The 14,209-nt window shown below is 61.3% G+C and carries 14 protein-coding genes; 5 read left to right on the top strand and 9 right to left on the bottom strand.

Translation table 11 applies throughout. From position 1 onward, the window contains the following. Nucleotides 1-311 precede the first annotated feature (311 nt). Nucleotides 312-1,706: an MATE family efflux transporter gene (locus ACN0SO_RS13515; protein WP_417678498.1), complete on the top strand. Its 1,395-nt coding sequence runs from the start codon at nucleotides 312-314 to the stop codon at nucleotides 1,704-1,706. Between the two features lie 12 nt (nucleotides 1,707-1,718). Here ACN0SO_RS13515 and ACN0SO_RS13510 read toward each other — a convergent pair whose 3' ends face one another. The 3 genes from ACN0SO_RS13510 to ACN0SO_RS13500 all read right to left on the bottom strand — a co-directional run bounded on the left by ACN0SO_RS13510 (nucleotide 1,719) and on the right by ACN0SO_RS13500 (nucleotide 3,626). Beyond that, nucleotides 1,719-2,816: a 5-(carboxyamino)imidazole ribonucleotide synthase gene (locus tag ACN0SO_RS13510; RefSeq protein WP_417678496.1), complete on the bottom strand. Its 1,098-nt coding sequence runs from the start codon at nucleotides 2,814-2,816 to the stop codon at nucleotides 1,719-1,721. A gap of 24 nt (nucleotides 2,817-2,840) precedes the next feature. Then, the gene (purE, locus tag ACN0SO_RS13505; protein ID WP_417678494.1) at nucleotides 2,841-3,329 is read right to left on the bottom strand and encodes a 5-(carboxyamino)imidazole ribonucleotide mutase; all 489 of its coding nucleotides are present in this window, start codon (nucleotides 3,327-3,329) and stop codon (nucleotides 2,841-2,843) included. A gap of 90 nt (nucleotides 3,330-3,419) precedes the next feature. After that, nucleotides 3,420-3,626: a YdcH family protein gene (locus ACN0SO_RS13500; protein ID WP_417678492.1), complete on the bottom strand. Its 207-nt coding sequence runs from the start codon at nucleotides 3,624-3,626 to the stop codon at nucleotides 3,420-3,422. 329 nt (nucleotides 3,627-3,955) lie between these two features. On the opposite strand from ACN0SO_RS13500, the gene ACN0SO_RS13495 reads away from it, so the two are divergent. Next, nucleotides 3,956-4,135, top strand: coding sequence for a YdcH family protein (locus ACN0SO_RS13495; protein WP_417678490.1), 180 nt, complete (start codon nucleotides 3,956-3,958; stop codon nucleotides 4,133-4,135). Between the two features lie 45 nt (nucleotides 4,136-4,180). Here ACN0SO_RS13495 and ACN0SO_RS13490 read toward each other — a convergent pair whose 3' ends face one another. The 3 genes from ACN0SO_RS13490 to ACN0SO_RS13480 all read right to left on the bottom strand — a co-directional run bounded on the left by ACN0SO_RS13490 (nucleotide 4,181) and on the right by ACN0SO_RS13480 (nucleotide 7,470). Further along, nucleotides 4,181-4,795, bottom strand: coding sequence for a hypothetical protein (locus ACN0SO_RS13490; protein ID WP_417678488.1), 615 nt, complete (start codon nucleotides 4,793-4,795; stop codon nucleotides 4,181-4,183). A gap of 155 nt (nucleotides 4,796-4,950) precedes the next feature. Beyond that, a complete protein-coding gene (locus tag ACN0SO_RS13485) occupies nucleotides 4,951-6,585 on the bottom strand; it encodes an acyl-CoA synthetase (protein WP_417678486.1) in 1,635 nt (544 codons plus the stop codon). 120 nt (nucleotides 6,586-6,705) lie between these two features. Next, nucleotides 6,706-7,470: a sulfite exporter TauE/SafE family protein gene (locus ACN0SO_RS13480; protein WP_417678484.1), complete on the bottom strand. Its 765-nt coding sequence runs from the start codon at nucleotides 7,468-7,470 to the stop codon at nucleotides 6,706-6,708. Between the two features lie 191 nt (nucleotides 7,471-7,661). Between ACN0SO_RS13480 and ACN0SO_RS13475 the strand changes: the two genes are divergently transcribed. Together ACN0SO_RS13475 and ACN0SO_RS13470 are read left to right on the top strand one after the other, a co-directional pair. Further along, on the top strand, nucleotides 7,662-9,575 hold the full coding sequence (locus ACN0SO_RS13475; RefSeq protein ID WP_417678482.1) for a propionyl-CoA synthetase: 1,914 nt from the start codon (nucleotides 7,662-7,664) through the stop codon (nucleotides 9,573-9,575). A 128-nt stretch (nucleotides 9,576-9,703) separates the two neighbouring features. After that, complete coding sequence (locus ACN0SO_RS13470; RefSeq protein WP_417678480.1) at nucleotides 9,704-10,495, top strand: SDR family NAD(P)-dependent oxidoreductase; 792 nt, start codon at nucleotides 9,704-9,706, stop codon at nucleotides 10,493-10,495. Nucleotides 10,496-10,531: 36 nt separating this feature from the next. Here the strand turns inward: ACN0SO_RS13470 and ACN0SO_RS13465 are convergent, their stop codons facing one another. Continuing rightward, nucleotides 10,532-12,487 carry an ABC transporter transmembrane domain-containing protein gene (locus ACN0SO_RS13465; RefSeq protein ID WP_417678478.1) on the bottom strand — a complete coding sequence of 652 codons (1,956 nt, stop codon included), beginning with the start codon at nucleotides 12,485-12,487 and terminating at the stop codon, nucleotides 10,532-10,534. A gap of 110 nt (nucleotides 12,488-12,597) precedes the next feature. On the opposite strand from ACN0SO_RS13465, the gene rpmE reads away from it, so the two are divergent. Beyond that, complete coding sequence (gene rpmE / locus ACN0SO_RS13460) at nucleotides 12,598-12,822, top strand: 50S ribosomal protein L31 (protein ID WP_190292052.1); 225 nt, start codon at nucleotides 12,598-12,600, stop codon at nucleotides 12,820-12,822. Nucleotides 12,823-13,013: 191 nt separating this feature from the next. Here the strand turns inward: rpmE and ACN0SO_RS13455 are convergent, their stop codons facing one another. After that, nucleotides 13,014-13,553: a DUF1465 family protein gene (locus ACN0SO_RS13455; RefSeq protein WP_417678476.1), complete on the bottom strand. Its 540-nt coding sequence runs from the start codon at nucleotides 13,551-13,553 to the stop codon at nucleotides 13,014-13,016. A gap of 410 nt (nucleotides 13,554-13,963) precedes the next feature. Then, the gene (locus ACN0SO_RS13450; protein WP_417678474.1) at nucleotides 13,964-14,170 is read right to left on the bottom strand and encodes a DUF1192 domain-containing protein; all 207 of its coding nucleotides are present in this window, start codon (nucleotides 14,168-14,170) and stop codon (nucleotides 13,964-13,966) included. Nucleotides 14,171-14,209: the final 39 nt, after the last annotated feature.

The following is a 14,209-nucleotide window of genomic DNA, read 5'->3' as shown; positions in this document are numbered from 1 at the left end:
TGTGTGGCGATCGTCTCTGAAGAACATGAGCACTTTCAGGGTCTCCGGACCCGGCACATGCGTGCAGAAACACGTCGCCGCTAACGCGCCGCTCACAATGCGCGCGGTCATATCAGAAGGCCTGTGAGTTGTCCACTGGCTTTTACAAAGATTTCCGCGCGGAATTCGGCCATTCCTCTCCGGTGGGACGGTGTTCTGGACAGGGCGGCATTCGCGGGTTACAGGGAAGTACGCACTGTTGCGGACATTCTGTCGAGGCAGCGTGCAAAACCGAAGGTTGCGACCTTTGGTGTCATTTCCTGGAGGCTCAAATGGCTGGCTGGGACGGTATCCGTCCGGGCAACGGCGGCTTTCTGGCGCTTTGGAAGAGCGACATCCGGCCAACCCTTGCGCTCGGCTTGCCGCTGGTCGGGGCCCAATTGGCCCAGATGGCGATCAATACCACCGACGTCCTGATGATCGGCCGTCTCGGCGCGCAGGAACTGGCGGCGTCCGTGCTGGCGTTCAACATGTACATGTTGCTGTGGTTCTTCGGTATGGGTGTCATCCAGGCGGTGATCCCTCTGGCGGCAAAGGCGCGCGGTCAGCGAGCCATGCGCGAATTGCGGCGGTCGGTGCGCATGGGCTTCTGGGTTGTCGCCTTTTATTGCCTGCCTGTATGGGGACTGATGGCCTATGCCGAGGAGATCTGGCTGTTCCTCGGACAGGATCCCCAGATCGCGGCCACGGCCGGTGGTTACATGGATGTCCTCAAGTGGACGATGTTCCCGGCGTTGAGCATCATGGCGGTGCGCGGTTTCCTGACGATCATGGAACGGGCCCAGGTGGTTCTGTGGGCGACGATTGCCGGTGCGGTGGCCAATGCGGGTCTCGACTATCTGCTGATCTTCGGGCACTTCGGCTTTCCCCGTCTTGAACTCGTCGGCGCGGGGATCGCGTCGGTTATCAGTTCCGCCGTGACCATGGTTCTGCTGTTTGCCTATGCGGCGCTGCACCCCCGGTTGAAGCGATATTATATCTTCGGCCGGATCTGGCGTTCCGACTGGCCGGCCTTCTTCCAGATCCTGCGGCTGGGCCTGCCCATCGGCGTGACGATCATCCTGGAAGCCGCGCTGTTTTCGGGGTCCGCGATCATGATGGGCTGGCTCGGGACCCTGCAACTGGCCGGTCACGGGATTGCGCTGCAGATCGCGTCGCTGACCTTCATGGTGCCGGTGGGGCTCAGCCAGGCCGCCATGACCCGGGTCGGCCTTGCATCGGGACGGCAGGACCACGCCGGGGTCGGGCGCGCCGGCTGGACCGCGCTGGTGATCACCATGGGCGCCATGACCTGTTTTGCGGCGGTCTTCTGGTCGATCCCCGAAACGCTGGTCTCGCTTTACCTGGATTTCAGCAATCCGCAATCCCAGCCGGTGTTGGCCTTCGGCGCCTCGTTCCTCGCGGTGGCGGCCTTCTTCCAGATTGCCGACGGCGCGCAGATCATCGGCGTCAACAATCTGCGCGGCCTGGGGGATACCAAGGTCCCGCTGATCTATGCGTTCGGTGGATACTGGGTGATCGGGATCAGCCTGTCCCTTGGCCTCGGATTCTGGCTCGGCCTGGGAGGGGTCGGCATCTGGTGCGGCCTTGCCGGCGGATTGCTGACAGTTGCCATTCTGGCCAATCGCCGGTTCTACCGCCGCGAAGCCCTGGGGCTGCTGTCCTGACAGGTCAGAACATCATGCGGTCGTGAGCGGACTGATCCGGTTGACGTGACCCATCTTGCGACCCGGTCGCGCCTCGCGCTTGCCGTAGAGATGCAGTCTGGCATTCGGATCGGCCAGGATTTTCGGCCAGGCGTCGCATTCGTCGCCGATCAGGTTCTCCATCACCACGTCGGAATGGCGGGCGCAGGCGCCGAGCCTCCAGCCGGCCACCGCGCGCATGTGCTGCTCGAACTGGGACGTCAGGCAGGCATCCTCGGTCCAGTGACCGGAATTGTGCACGCGCGGAGCGATCTCGTTGACCAGCAGGGTTTCGCCATCGGTTCCGCGCGACAGGAACATCTCCACGCCCATGACGCCGACGTAATCGAGCGAGGATGCGATCCGGATCGCCATATCGCGGGCGACAGCCGCGGTCGTGCCGCTCACATTCGCCGGAACGGTCGAGGTCTTCAGGATGTGGTTCTCGTGATGGTTTTCGGAAACGTCATAGGCATCGCAATGGCCGTCGAGGTCGCGGGCGACGATCACCGAGACTTCGCGTTCAAACCCGATCAGCTCTTCCAGGACGGCCGGTGCGCGGCCGATCCTGTCAAACGCGCCCTTTACGTCTTCCGGTTTACGGATCATGACCTGGCCCTTGCCGTCATAACCGAAGCGGCGGGTCTTCAGCACGCCTGTGCCGCCGAAGCGGTCGAGGGCCGCCCGAAGGTCCTCGTCGCTGTCGACACGCGCATAGCCGGCGAGCGCGACGCCGGAGCCGGACAGGAAATTCTTTTCGCTCAAGCGATCCTGGGAGACTTCAAGCGCCTTGACCCCGGGCCGCACAGGCACCAACGCGGCGAGATGGGCTGCGGTCAGGGCAGGCACGTTCTCGAATTCATAGGTGACGGCAGAACAGGCGGAGGCGAAGGTGTCCAGCGCCCCGATATCCTCATAGGGCGCAATCGTGTAGGCGGAACAGACGTCGAAGGCGGGGCTTTCCGGATCCGGGCAGAAGATATGGGCCTTGAGGCCGAGGCTGGCGGCGGACAGCGCCAGCATGCGGCCGAGCTGGCCGCCGCCCAGAATGCCGATCGTGTCGCCGGGAGAAAGACGGGTGTTCTCGTTCATGGCCTGCGTCTCACCTGCTCAAGCTCAATCGTCGGACGGCCGTTCGGCGACATCCGCGGTGCGCTGGGCCCGGTAGGCCTCCAGGGCTTTCTCGATCTCCGGATCACTCAAGGCCAGGACCGCGGCGGTCAGAAGGGCCGCGTTGGTTGCTCCGGCCCTGCCGATCGCAAGCGTCCCGACCGGAATGCCACCCGGCATCTGAACGATGGACAGAAGGCTGTCCTCGCCGGACAGGCTCTTGCTTTCGACCGGAACGCCGAACACGGGCAGAGGGGTGAGAGCCGCGGTCATCCCCGGCAGGTGGGCCGCTCCGCCGGCGCCCGCGATGATTACCTTGAAGCCCTCGGCCTTCGCGCCTTTCGCGAACTCGTACATCCGGTCCGGTGTGCGGTGCGCCGACACGATACGTGCGTCGTAGGAGATCCCGAGCTGATCAAGGGTTTCGGCTGCATGTTTCATGGTCGGCCAATCGGACTGGCTTCCCATGATGATTGCAACGTCGGCTGCGGCCATGTCGTGTGTCCTGACTTGAGAGTGTCCGGAAAGGCGCGGAGTATAGGCGGCGGCCTAGCCGATGCAAGGCTGTTTTCAAGGAATGGCGGGTTAGGCGATGATGTCGGGAAAGAGCTGATCCTCGAGCGAGGAGATCCGATCCTTGATCATGAGTTTCTTCTTTTTCAGCCGTTGAAGCTGGAGCGCATCGCAGTTCGCCGTGGTGGCCAGCGCCTCCACGGCCACGTCGAGGTCGCGGTGTTCCTGCCGCAGCTGTGCCAACTGAATTCTCAGTGCCTTTTCATCCGCTTCCGACATTGCACTCCCCCGACAAACGGTACGCCGGTGTTTCCTATTGCATAAAATCCCGTTTCGACAAGCGTCTCGTTTCGCTTGCGCGTAAAATAAGGCAGTGAGATGCCACATTCCGCCGCGCTTATTCATAGCAGATTGCAGAATCAGCTGATGCGAATTGTCGCGATAGGAAGCTTCAAATTGGCCGTAGGATTAAGGTTTTCCTAGCCTTGTACCCAGGATTTACACGTTCGACGGCAAATCTTCATGCCGGAACGTAAACGGCAATCGACAAGGCCCGGAAGCCGTGGCACCATGATCTGGTTTGAGGCCAACAGACAGGAGGCAATTCCATGTCCATGCAGTCGCATCTAGCAGAACTTGAGCGCCGTCACGCTGCGCTGGAACGCAAGATCGAAAGTGCTCACCTTCATCCGAGTACGGACTCCCTGGAATTGACCGATATGAAACGACAAAAGCTCAAGCTCAAGGACGAGATCGAGCGAATACGCAAAGATGAAACGCTTCACTGACGAAGCTGCCAATTTCAAAAACGCTGCGGATTTCCGCGGCGTTTTTTATTGGGCCTTCAGGAAACGGATGATTGCCGAAACCGGTTCCGCATCGTTGAAATAGAACCCGTGCGCTCCGAACGGACCGCAAGGATTGCGGTCCGGCATTCCCGACATGGACATCCAGGCGATCTTTGCCTTGCCGCCGGACCAGCTCGCAAAAGCGGACGCATGGGCCGGGGGCGTCTGGCCGCAGCGGTCGCCGCGGTGATGAACCACAAGGGTCTCGGGAAGGAGAACCGGCGACATCAGGGTTTGTATGGCTTTCCTGTAATCGCCGGAAAGCATAACGACCGCATCGACCTGTGCGCCCAGTGCCAAAGCGGCGGTAACGCGGCTTGCGCCGCGGTCCACGCCGATCAGAAAGACCTTGCGTCTGTCGCCATGAACATTCGCGGTATTTACCGCGGCGCGGGGAACCGTGACGACCTTCGTGTCGAAGCCGGCCTGCCGGAACAGATTCCGGTTGCGCATCACGAAATCGCTGGAGACGGGACCACCGGCACCCGGCATCAGGATCACAAGGGGTTTCAGGCCCGTAAAGGCCAGAGCAGTCCCTGGCAAAGTGGGCAAGGCGGCAAGCATTGCCAGAAAAAACGTCAAAACACGCAAGCGGTTCATTGAGGCGGACCTTCAGCCGTTCCCGAATGTTGGATCGATTTGCGTGTTTCGATAGGCCTGCGAGCTTGCGCGCGGCGTGATCCTCGTCACATTTGACAGGGATCACGCCATTCCGATTGAACTTGTGGTTTCTAAAAAGTTAATGGCGTTTCGCTCTAGAGAGTCTTTGCCTGCTCCCGCAGGGCGAATTTCTGGATCTTGCCGGTCGATGTCTTGGGCAGTTCGCAGAAAACGATGGTTCTGGGCGCCTTGAAGCCGGCGAGATGTTCGCGGGCAAAGGCGATTATGTCCTCTTCGGTCACGGTCGCGCCTTCGCGCAGCTCGACGAAGGCGCAAGGGGTTTCGCCCCATTTTTCGTCCGGCCGGGCGACGACCGCCGCAGCCTGGATCTCCGGATGCTTGTAAAGCACGTCCTCCACCTCGATGGAGGAGATGTTTTCGCCGCCGGAAATGATGATGTCCTTCGAGCGGTCCTTCAGCTGGATATAGCCGTCCGGGTGCAGAACGCCGAGATCGCCGGAATGGAACCATCCGCCGGCGAAAGCTTCCTGGGTCGCTTCCGGGTTCTTCAGATACCCCTTCATGACCACATTGCCCCGGAACATGACTTCGCCGATCGTCCGGCCGTCGGCCGGCACCGGCTCCATGGTGTTCGGGTCGAGCACGGTCAGGCCTTCAAGCGCGACGTAACGCACGCCCTGGCGCGCCTTTTTGGCCGCCTGTTCGGCCCCGGTCAGGGCATCCCACTCGCTCTTCCATTCGTTGACGACGGCCGGCCCGTAGACTTCCGTCAGGCCGTAGAGGTGGGTGACGTTGAAACCCGCGTCCTTCATGGCCGCAAGCACACTCTCCGGCGGTGGCGCGGCGGCGGTGAAGAATTCGATCACCCGGTCGAGGTCGCGCTTGTCGGCGGAGGAGGCGTTCAGAAGCGTCGACATGATGATCGGCGCGCCGCAGAGATGGGTCACGCCCTCGTCGGCGATCAGGTCCCACATGGCCTTGGGCCGGACCCAGCGCAGGCACACATGGGTGCCGGCAACGACCGACAGCGACCAGGGGAAGCACCATCCGTTGCAGTGAAACATCGGCAGGGTCCAGAGATAGACCGGGTGCTTGGCCATGGACGCGGTCAGGATGTTCGCCTGAGCCAGCAGATAAGCGCCACGGTGATGGTAGACGACGCCCTTCGGATTGCCGGTCGTGCCGGAGGTGTAGTTCAGGGAAATGGCATCCCACTCGTCGTCGGGCAGCGACCATGCATAGTCCGGGTCGCCGCTTGCGACGAAGTCGTCGTAATCCAGCGTACCGAGCCGCTCGCCGTCCTGCGGAAAGACCGGATCGGAATAGTCGATCACCACCGGCTTCACCTTGGCCAGCGCCAGCGCTTCCTTCATCACCGGCGCATATTCCCGGTCGGTGATCAGGACCCTGGTGTTCGCATGGTCGAGCTGGAAGGCGATGATGGCGGCATCCAGGCGGGTGTTGAGCGAATGCAGCACCGCCTTGGTCATGGGCACGCCGTAATGGGCCTCGATCATCGGCGGGACGTTGGACAACATGACTGTGACCGTATCGTCCTTGCCGATACCGAGCCGGCTCAAGGCCGATCCGAGCTGGCGGCAGCGGCTGTAAAGGGTCTTGTAATCCAGTCTCCGGGATCCGTGAACGACGGCGATGTGGTCGGGAAAGACATCCGCCGCCCGGTTGAGAAAGCTCAGCGGGCTGAGGGGTGCGTAGTTGGCGGCATTCTTGTCGAGCCCAATTGAATAAGAGCTGGCTGTGGCGTCCATGGCCGGATCCTCCCGAAGATCGTTCTTGGAGCCATCAAATCTCTATCGCCCGGATTTTGCAACGGTTCTGAAAACTAGCAATCCGACTAGTTGTGCGGCGCAAAAAAGATGTCTGACCGCTCAGGACAGGTACATGCTGATCCCGTCATAAACCAGCTTTACGCCGATGACGCCCATCAGCACGTAGATGATCCGGTAGAAGAAGCCGGGATCGACGACCCTGACCAGCCAGACCCCTGTCAGGGTGGCGACCGGCGCGATCGGCAGCAGGACAGCCGAGGTCGTCAGATTGGTCGTGTCGAACTGTCCGAGCATGAAATAGGGGATCAGCTTGAGGAAGTTCAGGGTGGCGAAATAGATTGCCCCCGTTCCGGCGAAGAGCGTCGGTGCCAGCCGGAGCGGCACCATGTAGAGCTGGTAGGGCGGGCCGCCGGTATGGCTGACGAAGCTGGTGAAGCCGGAAACGGCCCCCCAGAAATACCCCTTCGGTCTGTTATGCTCTGCGGGGACATGCGCCCGCTTTCCCTTGTACAGGTAATTGGCCACGAAAAGCAGGGAGATCACACCGACCATCAGGGTGATGAATTCCTCGTGGACATAAGCGGCGGTGGCCCAGCCGACGCCGATTCCGAAAATACCGGCCGGCATGAGGATCATCAGGCTTTTGCGGTCGAAGGTCCCCCGGTAGGCGAACAGCGCCACCGCATCCATGACGATCAGGATCGGCAGCATGATGCCGGCGCCCTGGATCGGGGAAATCACGAGCGCCATCAGCGGAACGCCGAGCATGGCGAGCGTCCCGCCGAAACCACCCTTCGACAGGCCGACCAGAAAGATCGCAGGGATGGCGGCGGCGTAAAACAGCGGGTCGGAAATGGGATGCATGAAGAAACGGGACCGGGGTTCGGACGGGTGATGAGGCGGTGAGGGCTACGTAATGCCCCGATCCCTTCTAATGTCGTATTGGCCGCAGCCTTGCAAGTATGGATGCTGTCGCGCACTGTTCTCAAAAGTCTCCGGGCCGGATATCGATACTGGGTGTCGGGGACGGATGTTTCTTGGGAGGAACGGGAAAAATGGCAAGCCGGTATGCTGAAACCTATCAGTCCTGGAAGAATGCACCTCACAGGTTCTGGAAAGAAGCGGCCGAGGAGATCGACTGGTTCAAAATCGGGGACGAGGCATTCGATGGCAGGTCCGGCCAGTACGGCCGGTGGTTTCCCGACTGGGAGTGCAACACCTGTTACAACTGCCTCGACCGCCATGTGGAAGGCGGACGGGCGGATCAGCCGGCCCTGATCTACGACAGCCCGATCACGGGTGCGGCGGCGACGTATTCCTACAAGGAGATGCTGGACCGGGTGCAGGCCATGGCGGCGGTTCTGGCCGACAACGGCATCGGCAAGGGCGATCGGGTGATCATCTATATGCCGATGATCCCCGAAGCGGCGATGGCGATGCTTGCCTGCGCACGGCTCGGCGCGATCCATTCCGTCGTCTTCGGCGGTTTCGCCGCCCATGAGCTGGCCACCCGGATCGATGACGCCACTCCCAAGGCGATCATCGCGGCGTCCTGCGGTATCGAGCCCGGACGGGTCATCGCCTACAAGCCGCTGATCGATTCGGCGATCGACCAGTCCTCGCACAAGCCGGATGCCTGTTTCGTCTTCCAGCGCGAACAGCAGGCGGCGGATCTGGTCGACGGGCGGGATCACGACCTCGGCGTGCTGATGGATGCGGCTCAATCGGCCGGTCGCACGGTCGACTGCGCCACGGTCAAGGCGACCGATCCGCTCTACATTCTCTATACCTCCGGCACGACCGGCCAGCCCAAGGGGGTTGTGCGCGACAACGGCGGCCATATGGTTGCGCTGAAATGGTCGATGTCCAACCTTTACGACATCAAGCCGGGCGAGGTGTTCTGGGCCGCGTCCGACGTTGGCTGGGTGGTGGGCCACTCCTATATCGTCTATGCCCCGCTGCTGCATGGCTGCACGACCATCGTGTTCGAGGGCAAACCGGTCGGCACGCCCGACGCGGGCGTCTTCTGGCGGGTGATTTCCGAACATAACGTGGTGTCGCTCTTCACCGCGCCGACCGCCTTCCGCGCGATCCGCAAGGAGGATCCCGACGGCAAGCTGATCGGCAAGTACGACCTGTCGAAATTCCGGGCCCTGTTCCTGGCAGGCGAGCGTGCCGATCCGGATACGGTCAACTGGGCGGCGGAGCAGCTTCAGGTGCCGATCGTCGATCACTGGTGGCAGACGGAAACCGGCTGGTGCATCGTCGGCAATCCGCTCGGCCTCGGCCAGTTGCCGGTCAAGCCGGGATCCCCGACGGTTCCCATGCCGGGTTATGATGTGCAGATCCTGGACGATGCGGGGCATCCGCTGCCGGCGAATACGCTCGGCAATATCGTGATCAAGCTGCCGCTGCCGCCGGGATGCCTGCCCACGCTGTGGAATGCGGAAAAGCGCTTCCATGACGCCTATCTCGCCGAATTCCCCGGCTATTACAAAACCTCCGACGCCGGGGTCATCGACGACGACGGGTACCTGTCGATCATGTCGCGCACGGATGACATCATCAACGTGGCGGGGCACAGGCTTTCCACCGGCGCGATGGAAGAAGTGCTCGCCACCCATCCGGCCGTGGCCGAATGCGCGGTGATCGGCATCGCCGACCAGTTGAAGGGGCAACTGCCCTGCGGCTTTGTCGTGCTGAAGGCGGGCGTCAATCAGCCGCATGAGGAGATCGAGGCGGAACTGATCAAGCTGGTCCGCAACCAGATCGGCCCGGTGGCCGCGTTCAAGCTGGCCATCACGGTGGAGCGTCTCCCAAAGACCCGCTCCGGCAAGATCCTGCGCGGAACCATGCGCCAGATCGCCGACGGCGAGAGCTACAGGATGCCCGCCACCATCGACGATCCGGCCATCCTCGATGAAATCTTCGGGGCTATGAAGGACCGCGGTCTCGGCGGTCCCGGCTGAAAGCAGAATTTTATGGGTCCGTACCCTAAACCGTCGATGGCAAAGAAGCCATCGACATGCGGACATGAGACTCTTATGGTCGGGGCGCCGTTTCGACGGCCCGTTCAATAAATGCCAAGAGGTTTTCAGTGTCCCTTGAGAACAAGGTCGCCATTGTCACGGGTGCCGCCCGTGGAATTGGTTATGCCGTCGCCAAGCGTTTCGTCATGGATGGAGCGAAGGTCGTCATTGCGGATGTCGACGACGAGGCCGGACAGAGCGCAGTTGAGGACCTGTCAGGCTTCGGCGATGTGATGTACCTGCATTGCAATGTGGCCGAACGCCTGGACGTGCGCAATCTGGTGGCTGAAACGCTGAATGCGTTCGGCGATATCGATGTTCTGGTCAACAATGCCGGCATCGTCGTCGGATCGGATTTCCTGGATCTTGAGGAAGACGATTTCGACCGGGTGCTGTCGATCAACCTGAAGGGCGCGTTCCTGTGCTCCCAGGCGGTTGCCCGGCACATGGTGGAAAAGGTCGAAGGTGGCGGTGCGCCGGGGGCGATCATCAACATGTCGTCGATCAACTCCGTCGTCGCGATCCCCAACCAGATCCCCTATTGCGTCTCCAAGGGCGGGATCAACCAGCTGACCAAGGCGACGTCCCTGGCGTTGGCCCCGCATGGTATCCGCGTCAATGCAATCGGCCCCGGCTCGATCATGACGGACATGCTGGCATCGGTGAATGACGACCCGGCCGCCCGGAACCGGATCCTGTCGCGCACGCCCATGCTGCGCATCGGAGACCCTTCTGAGATCGCCAGCGTCGCGGCGTTCCTGGCGTCCGCGGACGCAAGCTATGTTACCGGCCAGACGATCTATGCCGACGGCGGCCGCCTGCCGCTCAACTACACGGTCGCTGTCCCCGACGAGGACTGAGGCCGGATTTCACGAAAGATATAACCGCGCCCGCGCTCAGCCAGTCTGGGTCGCGGGCGCAGTCGTTTCGGGCCCATCCGTATTGAACTGCAGCCGAGCCAGCTTGGCGTAAAGCCCGCCCTGGGCGGAGAGTTCGGCATGGGTGCCGGATTCCACGATCCGGCCAGCCTCCATAACGATGATCCGGTCGGCTTTCAGCACCGTTGCCAGGCGATGGGCAATAACAAGCGTGGTGCGGCCCTGCATCAACCCGTCCAGGGCATCCTGGACCAGCTTCTCGCTTTCCGCATCCAGCGCGCTGGTCGCTTCGTCGAGCAGAAGCACAGGCGCATCCTTCAGGATGGCGCGCGCAATGGCGATGCGCTGGCGTTGTCCGCCCGACAGGGTAATGCCACGCTCGCCCACGGAGGTTTCATAGCCGTCGGGCAGGTTGGTGATGAAAGTGTCCGCATGGGCCGCCGCGGCAGCCGCAACGATCTCGTTTCTGGAGGCATCGGGCCGGCCGTAGGCGATGTTTTCGGCGATGCTTGTCCCGAAAACCGCTGTGTCCTGGGGGACCAGGGAAATGGTGCGCCGCAGATCCTTCGGATCGAGCGCACGCAGATCGTGCCCGTCGAGGGTGATCTGCCCCGATTTCGGATCGTAGAACCGCATCAGCAGGTGAAACAGCGTCGACTTGCCGGCCCCTGACGGTCCGACGACCGCGAGGGTTTCGCCCGGTTCGATGGTCAGGGTCACACCGTTGAGGACAGGCATGTCCTTGGCGCCGTCATAGGCGAAGGACACATCGTTGAACGCGATCGCCCCTGTCGGCCTTGCGGGCAGGGCAACGGGATTTTCAGGGGCTGCGATTTCCGGTTCGATGTCGAGAAGCTCGCTGAGCCGTTCAGCGGCGCCGGCCGCCTGGGACAGTTCTCCCCAGACCTCCGACAGGCTTGCCAGCGATCCGGCCGCCAGGATCGAATACAGAAGAAACTGGCTCAATGTGCCGCCGGACATGCGGCCGGCCAGCACGTCGCTGGCGCCGATCCAAAGCACGGCGACCACGCTCGCACCGATCACGAAGATAGCGAAGCCGGTCAGTACCGCCCGGGCGGCGGTGGCCATGCGGGCGGCTCGGAAGGCGGTTTCGGCCGCATTGCGAAATTTGTCTGACGCGTAGGTCTCGTGCGTGAAGGCCTGCAGGGTGCGGACCGCGCCCAGCATTTCAGATGCGTAGGCGGAGGCGGCGGCGAGCATGTCCTGCGCGGAGCGGGACCGTTTGCGGACCGAGCGGCCAAACCCCAAGAGCGGAACCAGAATCACAGGAATGGCGAGCAGAACGATGACGGACAGGCGCGGACTGGTGACCACCATCATGATCGACGCGCCGATGAACATCAGTGTGTTGCGCATGGCAAGCGACGCGCTGGCGCCGAAGGCGGATTTGATCTGGGTCGTGTCGGCGGTCAGGCGGGACAGGATCTCGCCTGATTTCGCCTGGTCGTAGAAACCGGGGCTGAGCGCGGTCATGTGTTCGAAGACATCGGCGCGGACCTCGGCGACGATCCGTTCGCCGATCCACATCACAAGGAAATAGCGCACCCCGCTGGCGGTCGCGAGGGCGGCCACGACGCCGAACAGCACGAAGAAATAGGTGTTGATCAAAGACGGATTGTCGCCGGCGAACCCGAAGTCGATCACGCGCCGGACCGCGGTGGGCAGGACGAGGGTGATGGCGGCGGCGGAGACAAGGGCGACCAGGGCCGCGGCAGTCATCCTGCGATGCCGTTTGAGGTAGGGAAGGAGGCGGGCTAACGGGCGGAGGGATTTGCGGCCGCGGGCGGTCTTGTCACTGCTGTCACTGCTCACGGTTTTTCCCTCCCTGGCCGGCTGATCCGTTCGTTCGTAGACTTGGGGGATCGCATCTGAAATGCCAAGGCTTAAATTGACGCGCGATTGCCGGTAACCCCCTTGTTTCGGGCGCCGGCTTGGGGTATATCCCCGCCTCATGTTTATGGAAGGCTGCATCCGTTGGGGATCGGCGGCCTTTTTGTTTCGTTTGTATCCGGGTGCGGCGTTGGATGAGAAATGCCGGGTCCGGGTGCTTGAAAGGACCGGTCATGAAAGCGGATATCCATCCCGATTACCACACCATCAAGGTCGTCATGACCGATGGTACCGAATTCACCACCCGCTCCACCTATGGTGCGGAAGGCGATACCCTGCAGCTCGACATCGACCCGCAGTCCCACCCGGCCTGGACCGGTGGCGACCGTCAGTTGATGGACCGTGGCGGCCGCGTGTCCCGCTTCAAGAACAAGTACGCAGGTTTCCTGGGTTCGTAATCCCCTGACATCGTTGCGTTTTGTTGAAAACCCGGCCTCGTGCCGGGTTTTTTTGTTTGTCGATGCCTGTGCTTGCAGGCGCAAAAAAAGCCGCCCCCAGAACGATCCTGCGAGGCGGCTGAAAAAGTCTTGAAGCTGTCAAAGGCGGAGAGCCACTGGATGCGGAATGGCCTCCGGCCAGATGCGCGCCTTCAGCCCATTTGTCCGAAGGCGGCGTGAAGCTTGTTCAAATGCGCTTCGACCGGGTTGGACGGGGTTTCGTCCGAACCGTTGTCATCGTTTTTGCGGTAAAGCATCTGATCCAGATGGACAATGCGTTCCTGAAGCCGGACGGAGCGGGAAACGAGATCCCTCAGGGTTTCCGGCATATCGGCCCAGGACGGACTGTCGACCGGGCTGCTGAGCTTTTCCAGGCGAACCCTGTTCTTGTCGCTGCCGGCCTGCTCGCGGGACATTTCACCTTCGTTGACGGCACGCTGCAGGAGAAGCCACGAAGCCAGCTGCATCAGGCGCGTGGTCAGGCGCATGGATTCGGTTGCATAGGCGAGCGAGGCCGCACGCGGCAGCAGCTTTGCCTCGGCGCGACCGTCGCCGTCCAGATAGAGCGCCGTTTCCTCGACCAGAGACATGCCCTCTTCAAACAGGCTTTGAAAATTGTCGGAAGATGCGAGCCGGTTGGCAATATGCACCATTTCGGGTGCGGTGTTGCGGGTGGGTGTCTCATCCGTCATCGATCGGTACGCCTTTTTACTTCTCGTTCACCTGCCCGTGTGCCTTTTCGGGAAACGTCTCCGCGAAAGAAGCGCCTCGAAGCGGAACTGTTTCACTTCGAGACGAATTGGGCTTCTGCCGGAATTCGTTGCAACACGCATGCCAAGCGGTCCCACCAGGTCCGCCGACGACAGTTTCCGGGGATGATAGCGTGTGGAATGACCAAAAAAAAGAGCCGCAGCAGAGCGGCTCTGAGTCTTTAACAGGGAGGCGTCAAACAGAGTGGACAGGAGCCACTCAAGATCCAGATGACTGGATAGCTCTGTTTATACTTTGGAAAGATTAATAAGGAGTAAACGACTAAATTTTTACCTATCCAAGTGACCCAAAGTAGGACTTTTTTGTATTAAAGAAAAACGCCTCATAATAATTACGTACTTGGTTTTCCGAATAGGGCCTCGGCTTCATTGCGAATATTACTACGCTTCGACAAAGTCTCTTTGGTGCGAATTATTTCCTGTTCCAGTTCAACAATCCGCTCGGCGAGTTCCGATTCCGATAAAGTGCTGAGGTCCTGCCCGACAATGATCTTCGTTCCCTGCGGTTTCTTCGGGGTGTCGTCGTCAAAAAGGCTCATGGGTCTGTTCCTTTCCGCCGGCTGCGGCCATCGGTTTAA

Source organism: Roseibium sp. (genome assembly GCF_048260565.1).
Taxonomy (GTDB): domain Bacteria; phylum Pseudomonadota; class Alphaproteobacteria; order Rhizobiales; family Stappiaceae; genus Roseibium.
The sequence above is the reverse complement of the archived record's forward strand: the minus strand, read 5'-3'. Positions and strand labels throughout refer to the sequence as shown.

Coding starts and splice junctions, on each gene's coding strand:
- ACN0SO_RS13500 (WP_417678492.1), bottom strand. CDS start 3,626: ATGTCGGAAGCGGATGAAAAGGCACTGAGAATTCAGTTGGCACAGCTG.
- ACN0SO_RS13485 (WP_417678486.1), bottom strand. CDS start 6,585: ATGGACGCCACAGCCAGCTCTTATTCAATTGGGCTCGACAAGAATGCC.
- rpmE (WP_190292052.1), top strand. CDS start 12,598: ATGAAAGCGGATATCCATCCCGATTACCACACCATCAAGGTCGTCATG.
- ACN0SO_RS13455 (WP_417678476.1), bottom strand. CDS start 13,553: ATGACGGATGAGACACCCACCCGCAACACCGCACCCGAAATGGTGCAT.
- ACN0SO_RS13510 (WP_417678496.1), bottom strand. CDS start 2,816: ATGAACGAGAACACCCGTCTTTCTCCCGGCGACACGATCGGCATTCTG.
- ACN0SO_RS13495 (WP_417678490.1), top strand. CDS start 3,956: ATGTCCATGCAGTCGCATCTAGCAGAACTTGAGCGCCGTCACGCTGCG.
- ACN0SO_RS13450 (WP_417678474.1), bottom strand. CDS start 14,170: ATGAGCCTTTTTGACGACGACACCCCGAAGAAACCGCAGGGAACGAAG.
- ACN0SO_RS13475 (WP_417678482.1), top strand. CDS start 7,662: ATGGCAAGCCGGTATGCTGAAACCTATCAGTCCTGGAAGAATGCACCT.
- ACN0SO_RS13465 (WP_417678478.1), bottom strand. CDS start 12,487: ATGAGGCGGGGATATACCCCAAGCCGGCGCCCGAAACAAGGGGGTTAC.
- ACN0SO_RS13515 (WP_417678498.1), top strand. CDS start 312: ATGGCTGGCTGGGACGGTATCCGTCCGGGCAACGGCGGCTTTCTGGCG.
- purE (WP_417678494.1), bottom strand. CDS start 3,329: ATGGCCGCAGCCGACGTTGCAATCATCATGGGAAGCCAGTCCGATTGG.
- ACN0SO_RS13480 (WP_417678484.1), bottom strand. CDS start 7,470: ATGCATCCCATTTCCGACCCGCTGTTTTACGCCGCCGCCATCCCTGCG.
- ACN0SO_RS13490 (WP_417678488.1), bottom strand. CDS start 4,795: ATGAACCGCTTGCGTGTTTTGACGTTTTTTCTGGCAATGCTTGCCGCC.